The 9,339-nt window shown below is 45.1% G+C and carries 2 protein-coding genes and 2 pseudogenes; 2 read left to right on the forward strand and 2 right to left on the reverse strand.

The genetic code is table 11. The features are described from left to right. The first annotated feature begins 244 nt into the window (after positions 1-244). Positions 245-3,018, forward strand: a pseudogene (locus DXA15_RS23585) (SusC/RagA family TonB-linked outer membrane protein). A gap of 12 nt (positions 3,019-3,030) precedes the next feature. Continuing rightward, the gene (locus DXA15_RS23590) at positions 3,031-4,656 is read left to right on the forward strand and encodes a RagB/SusD family nutrient uptake outer membrane protein (RefSeq protein ID WP_128135663.1); all 1,626 of its coding nucleotides are present in this window, start codon (positions 3,031-3,033) and stop codon (positions 4,654-4,656) included. A gap of 65 nt (positions 4,657-4,721) precedes the next feature. Here the strand turns inward: DXA15_RS23590 and glgP are convergent. Both glgP and DXA15_RS23600 read right to left on the reverse strand, forming a co-directional pair. Next, a pseudogene (gene glgP, locus DXA15_RS23595) lies at positions 4,722-7,291 on the reverse strand (alpha-glucan family phosphorylase). Positions 7,292-7,380: 89 nt separating this feature from the next. After that, the gene (locus DXA15_RS23600; RefSeq protein ID WP_128135664.1) at positions 7,381-9,039 is read right to left on the reverse strand and encodes a glycosyltransferase; all 1,659 of its coding nucleotides are present in this window, start codon (positions 9,037-9,039) and stop codon (positions 7,381-7,383) included. Positions 9,040-9,339 lie beyond the last annotated feature (300 nt).

The following is a 9,339-nucleotide window of genomic DNA, read 5'->3' on the forward strand; positions in this document are numbered from 1 at the left end:
AGATACTGTCTTGAATTTATATTGGGGGCATTAGTAGAAAGAACCAATTAAAAGTGAAAGAGCCAGCCGCGTATCTGGTTCTTTATTAAAGATAGTTCAAATATGATAAATAGTGAACCTGCCAATACAAGTAATATTACAGAAATAAGCATTTACTTAAAAACATTTATTATATTTATGAACAATCGCTTGCGGTCGATAGTTTTTATTGAAAAGGGGTTCATAATCTTAAATCGATATGCATATGGTTAAGTTCTATTCTTCTTTATTCATATTTCCTATATTTTTATTAGCTGTCCGGGGGATTGAAGGGCAGGCGCAGGTCGCTCCGTTACCGACGGATACATTCAGGACGGTTGTGCCTGATTCCATACGGCTGGATGATGAGATAGCCGTTGGATATGCAACGGGGAATCAGCGGACCATGTCCGGTTCTGTTGATAAAGTTTCTGAAAAACGTATGAACAAGGGATTTGTCTCCAGTTCGCTGAACGCTTTGAGCGGACAGGCGGCGGGGGTCAGTATCTCTACCGGAGCAAACAGGGCGGCTGCACTGAGTGCTGTTCGGGTGAGGGGAACGACTTCGCTGACCGGAGGGAACGACCCGCTGGTTATTATCGATGGCGTTTCTTCCGACCTGAATACGCTTAGTTCCATTTATCCGGCGGATATCGAGAGCTTCACTATCCTGAAAGATGCTTCCGAGACGGCACAGTACGGTTCGCGTGGTGCTTCGGGGGTGATCGAGGTGGCGACGAAGAAAGGGAAAGGCGGTGCTTTCAGTATCAGTTACGATGGCAGTTTCGGGGTGGAAGCTGTCTATAAGAATATGAAGATGCTGTCGGGAGATGATTTCCGGGCGGTGGCTTCCGAACGTAATATCGACATATTGGATCTGGGTTATAATACGAATTTCCCGGATGAAATAACCCGGACCGGGATTGTGCAGAATCATCATATAGCTTTGGGAGGAGGCTCTGAAACGTCCAACTATCGTGCTTCCCTCGGTGTTATGGACCGGGATGGCGTGGTGCGGACAAACGATTTCCAGAACTTTACCGTTAAACTGGATATCGCCCAGCGTGCTTTCAATGATCGGTTGAAGATAGACCTGGGTGTCTTCGGTTCCCTGCAAAAGAACCGTTATCTGAATGATATCCAGAAGACTTTCTATTCGGCTGCCGCGTTTAATCCGACATTCCCGAACCATCGGGACGAGCAGACCGGAGCATGGAATGGGGTAACCAATGCCAGCCAGATTACCAATCCGCTTGCCTGGCTGGAGGTGAAAGATGATGATTCGAATGCTCATTTCAATACCCATCTGAAGTTTACGGTCAATCTGAGCAAACAGGTTAAGTTTTCAGCCTTCGGTTCCTATACATATAATATAATAGATAACTCCCAGTATCTGCCGACCACGGTATGGGCGCACGGACAGGCCTATAAAGGTGAGAGGAAAATGGAGGACCTGTTGGGTAATCTGTTGCTAAGTTATTCTAATGATTGGGGAAAGCATCACCTGGATGCGCTTGGACTGGCGGAAGCTCAGAAGAATATCCTGACCGGATTTTATACGACTGTTACGAATTTCTCAACGGATAAATTCGGATATAATAATTTGCAGGCAGGAGCTGTACGTCTTTGGGAGGGGACGAACTCTTACTATGAAGATCCTCGGCTGAGTTCTTTCCTGGGACGTGCCAATTATGTCTATGCCGGAAAATATGTGGCGACGGTCAATGCCCGTGCGGATGCTTCTTCCAAAGTCGGCAAGAATAACAAATGGGGATTCTTTCCTTCTGTCTCGGCTGCCTGGATAATCACGGAGGAGGATTTTATGAAACAGTTTACTTTTCTGAATGATTTGAAACTACGTGCCGGCTACGGTCTTTCCGGTAATCAGGATGCAATCGATTCTTATAACTCCCTGCAATTGGTGAAACCCAATGGCGTGGTATCGGTAGGAGGCAGCCCGACGGTAACGATGGGGGTAATCCGGAATGCCAACCCTGACCTGAAATGGGAAGTAAAACGTACTGTGAATGCAGGTATAGATGTCGGTTTCTTCCGTAACCGCCTGTTGATGACTGTCGATTATTATAATTCGAAGACCAGCGATATGCTTTATCTTTATGATGTGAGCGTTCCGCCTTTTGCCTACAATAAATTGTTGGCAAACCTCGGTTCGATGCGGAATAGTGGTGTCGAACTGGGTTTCGGCGTTACTCCCTTGCAAACGAAGGATATGGAATTGAGTATTAATGTCAACGTGACTTTCCAGCAGAACAAACTCCTGTCCCTGAGCGGCATGTATAAAGGCGAACAGATGTCAGCACCGGAATATACTAGTATCTCCGATCTGAATGGCGCAGGTTTTCATGGCGGTTATAACCATATCGTCTATCAGGTTGTCGGACAGCCTTTAGGTGTCTTTTATCTTCCTCATTGTACCGGACTGACACAGCAGGAGGATGGTAGTTACAGATATGAGATTGCCGACCTGAATGGCGATGGCGTGAATCTGGAAGATGGCGAAGACCGTTACATTGCCGGACAGGCGACTCCCAAGACGATGCTGGGGTCGAATATCAGTTTCCGCTACAAGCAGTTCGATGTCTCTTTACAGATAAACGGAGCCTCGGGCATAAGATATACAACGGGACTTCCCTTACTTATATGAATATGGGCAGTTTCCCCGATTACAATGTGCTGCAAGGTGCTCCGGAGCAGAATATAAAGGATCAGACGGCAACGGATTACTGGTTGGAGAAAGGTGATTACATTAACTTTGACTATCTGACCGTGGGATGGAATGTCCCGCTGGGCAAGTGGAAGAAATATGTGCAGAACCTGCGGTTGTCCTGTTCTGTCAATAATCTGGCAACGATCACCGGCTATTCCGGCCTGACTCCTATGATCAATAGTTATATTGTGAATAATACGCTGGGGATAGACGATAAGCGGAATTATCCGGTTTACCGTTCTTATACGGTCGGTTTGAGTTTTCAATTTTAATAATTAGCAGCGATGAAGAAGTTAGTTTTACTATCCTATATTTTGTGCGGTCTTACTTTTCTTTCCTGTAGTAAGTTCCTGGAAGAGAATCCGCAGGATCAGATTTCGGAAGAGGAAGCCTATGATAATGCCACTTCGGTCTACCTGAACACGGTTGCTACGCTTTATAATTATGTAGGTGGTTACAGCGATAGCCAGGGATTACAGGGTACTTACCGGGGAATATATGATCTGAATACCTTTACGACGGATGAGGCGATCCTTCCGACCCGTGGTGGCGACTGGTATGACGGTGGTTTCTGGCAAGGTTTGTTCCTGCATAAATGGGGTGTCAGCAGTGATGCCATACGGGCGACCTGGGAGTATCTGTATAAGGTGATTGTATTGAGCAATAAGTCTTTGGAACGTCTGGATGAATTTTATAAGCAGACGGACAACCGGTATATCCCGGCTTATATAGCTGAGGTGCGGGCTTTCCGGGCCATGTATTATTATTACCTGGTGGATATGTTCGGACGTGTTCCGCTGGTATTGTCGTCATCCACTCCGATGAAAGATGTAAAGCAGAGTACCCGGCAGGAAGTGTTTGAGTTTGTGGTAAAAGAATTACAGGAAGCAGCACCGTTGCTAAGTGCGGAGCGTAGTAACCAGCTCGGTGACTATTATGGGCGTTTGACACGTCCGGTTGCTTATTTCCTGTTGGCTAAACTGGCTTTGAATGCCGAAGTTTACACGAATAATAGCTGGACGGCCGGAAATCAGCCGGATGGAAGAAGTGTGTTTTTTGAAGTCGGCGGTCAACGGTTGAATGCGTGGGAAACCGTGATCGCTTATTGCGATTCCATAACAGCGCTTGGTTACCAACTGTCACGTACTTATGAAGAGAACTTTTCCGTATTTAACGAAACCTCTGTAGAGAATATCTTTACGATTCCGGTGGATAAGAATTTTTATACGAACCAGATGCAATACTTGTTTCGTTCCCGTCATTATAATCATGCGAAGGCTTACGGATTATCCGGTGAGAATGGCTCTGCCGCTACAATAGAAGCGCTCCGGACTTTCGGTTATGATACGGATTCGGTCGATGCCCGTTTCAGTAAATGCTATTTTGCCGGTGTTGTGCTTGATCTGAATGGGGATACCGTTCGGCTCGATACCGGGCAGGTGTTGGAATATCTGCCCTGGAAGGTCGATGTGGATATATCCGGCAAACCGTTTGAGAAGGTGGCGGGTGCCCGTATGAAGAAATATGCAATCGATAAAACGGCTACTAAAGACGGGAAGTTGATGGATAATGATATTGTGCTGTTCCGCTATGCCGATGTTTTGTTGATGAGAAGTGAAGCATTGGTCCGTAACGGGGGAAACGGGGATGCAGAGTTGAATCAGGTCCGTTCCCGTGTTGGAATGCCGGACCGTCAGGCTACTCTGGATAATATACTGGCCGAACGTCAACTGGAATTTGCTTGGGAAGGGTGGAGGAGGCAGGATCTGGTCCGCTTTGGTCTTTTTACACGGACCTATAGCAGCCGTCCGCAGTTACCGGGAGAAAGCAGTGGTTATACGACTGTCTTTCCGATTCCCGAAAATATACTTTCCCTGAATAGAAATCTGACACAGAATCCTGGATATTAATAAATATGAAAAAAGGATGCCCCCGTTATGGAAGCATCCTTTTTTATATTTGCTATAATTATTTATTATAACTGAATCCAACGAACATAAGCAAAGTCCATACGGTGAGGCAATTCTTTGTTTACAGGGTAAACACGGAAGCCCATTTTATGAACACCAGCTTCGCTCGGAGTTGTTTTCAATTCAAAGAACAGTTTAGAACCTTCTTCTTTCTTCAACTCGAACGGTTTTGTATAAAGCAATTCAAGCTGATGATTTTCCGAGTTTTCTTTGGTCACAACCACTTCGGCTCCAAGCATTCCCTGAAGGTCTTTGCGGTCGATTACCAGATTGAATGAATATTCTTTGCCGACAACCGGTCCGTCGATAGCCAGATCTTTGCTGCAAGTGAATGATTCAACCTGGAAGCTGTCCCAATGTTCTGCCACTTCTTCTTTCCATGCGGCGATAGCTTTGGCTTCAGCATAGTTACCTTCACGCAAATGAGCGGAACGGTTAGCCAGTTTGCTGTAGAAACGGCTGATATAATCGTCCAACATACGTTTCATAGTATAGTCGGGAGCGATCTGAGACATTGAGTTCTTGATATACTGGATCCATTCGGGAGAATATCCCTTACTGTTTTTAGCATAGTAAGTCGGGATGATCTCTGTTTCCAATATATGGTAGATCGTAGCGGCATCCAACTGATCCTGATACTGCTGGTTTTCGTAAGTGCGCTTGTCGGTCAATGCCCAACCTGCACCTTCTTTATAACCTTCGTACCACCATCCGTCGAGTACGGAGAAGTTCAGAACACCGTTCATCTCTGCTTTTTCACCAGATGTACCTGATGCTTCCAGCGGACGAGTCGGAGTGTTCAACCAAACGTCGACACCGGCAACCAGGTGACGTGCCAGACGCATGTCGTAGTTTTCGAGGAAGATGATCTTACCCAAAAATTCCGGACGACGTGAGATTTCTACGATATGTTTGATCAATCCCTGTCCGCCGCCGTCAGCCGGGTGGGCTTTTCCGGTAAATACGAACTGGATCGGATATTTTTCATTGTTTACGATCTTAGCCAGACGGTCAAGGTCTGTGAACAATAAGTGTGCACGTTTATAAGTGGCGAAACGACGACCGAAACCGATCAGCAACGCATTCGGGTTGATCTTTTCAAGGATAGAAACAACCTTTACGGGGTCTCCCTGATTCTTCAACCAGCTCTGTTTGTACTGGCCTTTGATGTATTCGATCAGTTTATTCTTCAGAGTTTTGCGCAGTTCCCAGATATCGTCATCGTTGACGTTCTGGATGGCTTCCCAAAGTTTTTTGTTGGATTGGTCTTCAAAGAATTTTTCACCGAAACGCTGGTGGAAGAAACGTTTCCACTCTGTAGAAGCCCATGTCGGCATGTGTACGCCGTTAGTTACATATCCTACATGCAGTTCATCCGGGAAATATCCTTTCCATACCGGAGCAAACATGCGCTGTGATACTTTTCCGTGCAACCAGCTTACACCGTTTGCTTCCTGGCAAGTATTCAAAGCGAATACACTCATAGAGAACTTTTCGTTAGAACCCGGATTCTCGCGTCCCATATCGATAAATTCCTGCCAGCTGATACCCAGCTTACCGGGGAATTCACCCATGTAGCGACCGAACAGGCCTTCGTCGAAATAGTCGTGTCCGGCAGGAACCGGAGTATGTACTGTATAAAGAGCAGAAGCGCGTACAACTTCCAATGCCTGATTGAAAGTAAGTCCGTCGTTCTGGATATAGTTAACCAGACGCTGCGCATTGATCAATGCTGCGTGGCCTCGTTACAATGATAGATCTGTTTTTTGATACCCAGTTTATCCAGCATCAGGATACCGCCGATACCTAACAGGTATTCCTGTTTCATACGGTTTTCCCAGTCGCCGCCATATAACTGGTGAGTGATTGAACGGTCCCATTCGCTGTTCTGAGGAATATCTGTATCCATCAGATACAAAGGAACACGTCCTACGCTTACTTTCCAGATATGAGCATATACGGTTCTGCCTGGGTAAGGTACTTCCAATACCATCGGTTCGCCGTTTGACTGCATTACCTGAGAAAGAGGTAAAGAGTTGAAGTTCTGCGGTTCGTAGTTTGCAATCTGCTGTCCGTCCATAGACAGTGATTGTGTAAAGTACCCGTAGCGATATAGGAAACCTACAGCTGTCAGGTCGATGTTGCTGTCGCTGGCTTCTTTCAGGTAGTCACCTGCCAGAACACCCAGACCACCTGAATAGATTTTCAACACGTTAGTGAGTCCGTATTCCATACTGAAATATGCAACAGACGGTTTAGTAGCATCCGGTTTTACGTCCATATATTTTCTGTAGCTGGCGTAAACTTCCTGGATTTCGGCCATCAGCACTTTGTCGGCCTGGATTTCTTCAATGCGTTTGAAAGATAAGCTTTGGAGCAAAAGTACCGGATTGCCTTCCGTAGATATCCAAAGGCTTTTGTCGATTTTTCCAAATAATTTAGCTCCTTCATGATTCCATACCCACCACAAATTAGTAGCCATTTCGTGTAAGGGTTGTAATGCTTCGGGGAGCATCGAATGTGAATAAACGTCCTTCCAGATCGGACTGTTTGCGTTATTCGCCTTGATTTTCATTATTGTGAGATTTAAAATGATTCAACTTTTAATAAGATGTAAAAAAACTGTGGCAAAGATAGGATTATCTTGCTAATTATGAGCTATGTTTAACTGTTTCTTTTGGTTGCGGCTTCCAATGCGTCGCTGAAAGCTTTTTGATAGAAAACAATAAATTTACTCCATTCAGCCTGTTTTGCCAGTTTAAAACAGCGTTTGCGTATTTCTTCAACTTCTTTTTTGTCTTTCTTGACGAGTGAGAGAATTGAAGCAGTGATAGCATCAGCAACATCGAAATAGTTGAAGTCTGTCCGTTCAATAACAGCCACACCTTCGCTGATGTTTTTGCCGGAGACACTTTTTTCCGCCCAAAGGCCGAAACCGGCCAGATTGGTCGTTACTGTCGGTATGCCAAAGGCAACACTTTCCAGTGGAGTGTATCCCCAGGGTTCGTAGTATGACGGATATACAGTTGCGTCCATACCGATCAGCAGATCGTAATAGGGTTTGTTAAAGATTCCGTCGCGTCCGTCCAGGTAGCAGGGTACAAATATTATTTTCAGTTTTTCGGAAGCCTGATTTGTGAATCCTGCGTGTGAGATATAATTTAATACCTTGTCCTGATCCATCAGATTCAGCCAGTGGGTAATAAAAGGCATTTGCATGGGAGAGGTTGTCTGAACATTTTTTTCAATCACCTCTTTCAGGTCGGCGCGTGCATCGCGGACCCAGGCCGGAACCATCAGGAAGGCAACGACTTCTCGTTGTAATTCTCCTGAATTGCGTACACGATTCATGGCTTCGATGAAGACATCGATTCCTTTGTTACGGTATTCATACCGTCCGCTGGTCGATACAAGCAATGCATCCGGAGAGATGGGGCATCCCAGTAATTTCTCGGCTACATTGATCAACGTTTTGCGGGCTTCTGCACGTTTCTTGGTATATTCTTTTCCTTCGGGAACGAAGTTGGGTTCAAAACCGTTCGGGGTAACAATATCCGGAGCCTTGTCCAGTAATTGCTTACACTCCCGGGCTGTGATATCGCTGACTGTCGTGAAACAGTCCACATGGTGAGCCGTTTGCTTTTCCAGCGAATGTTTGGCCTCCATATTCAGTTCCTTCGCCATCTGGTCGCCGTTGTATCCGTCCATATAAGCGTATAATGCTTTGTTGTTGCCGGCAATGGAACGGCCGATAGATGTAGCATGAGTAGTGAACAGGGTTGCAATGGCGGGGATTTGCTTTTTGATATAAAGCGCTCCCATACCCAGCATCCATTCATTGAACAGTGCTGTTACTTTCTTATCGGATAGATTGTAGAAGTTGTAGAAACTTTCAATCACTTTTCCTACTGCATAGGCAAAAATACAGGATTCGTCATAGTCGCCATAGGCGTGCATCGAATCTACCCTGAAGTTTTCCCACATGGAGTAAAAGAAAGCGTCCCGATCACTGAAAAAAGGCTTGAAGTCGATTAATACCACCGGAGGAGTACCAGGTACGTTCCAGCGTCCGACTTTCATTTTTAGTTTGTCAGTGGTTCTTGCATGTTTTTTCCAATCAGCAAACAGAGCATCATCTTCGATAAAGTCCGGAGCGTTAGCGGGTCCCCACACATCAGGTCCGATAAATACCACTTTATCGTTAAACATCTGTTGCAGAGTGTGCGCTTTTGTAGACAGCACTGTGTAGATCCCTCCCACTTTATTACAGACTTCCCAACTGCTTTCAAAGAGATATTCTGGCGTTGTTGTCTTTGTATCCATAAACGATTTTGTTTATAATCAGAGAATTTGAAACTGCAAAGATACATTATTTTTATCTTTTTTCCTGCGGTGTGAGTTATTTAACAGGGCAACCGCACCAAAATTTCTATTAAAATATGTTTTGTGGCATAAATCATTAAAATATTTCAAAAAAAGTTGTGTAATTGGGGAATAAAGGTAATCTTGCAGAAAGAAAAGTCTTAACTATGAAAATAGAACCTTAACGACTGGATTTTTTACGTGAAGATTTTGCAAACCAAAGTCTCTTGACTATGATTCGTGAGATCTTATAAGAGGTCT

This window comes from Parabacteroides sp. AM58-2XD (genome assembly GCF_003463685.1).
Taxonomy (GTDB): domain Bacteria; phylum Bacteroidota; class Bacteroidia; order Bacteroidales; family Tannerellaceae; genus Parabacteroides; species Parabacteroides segnis.

What these genes read in the sequence shown, in the direction of transcription:
- DXA15_RS23590 (WP_128135663.1), top strand. Translation starts at nt 3,031, where the DNA reads ATGAAGAAGTTAGTTTTACTATCCTATATTTTGTGCGGTCTTACTTTT.
- DXA15_RS23600 (WP_128135664.1), bottom strand. Translation starts at nt 9,039, where the DNA reads ATGGATACAAAGACAACAACGCCAGAATATCTCTTTGAAAGCAGTTGG.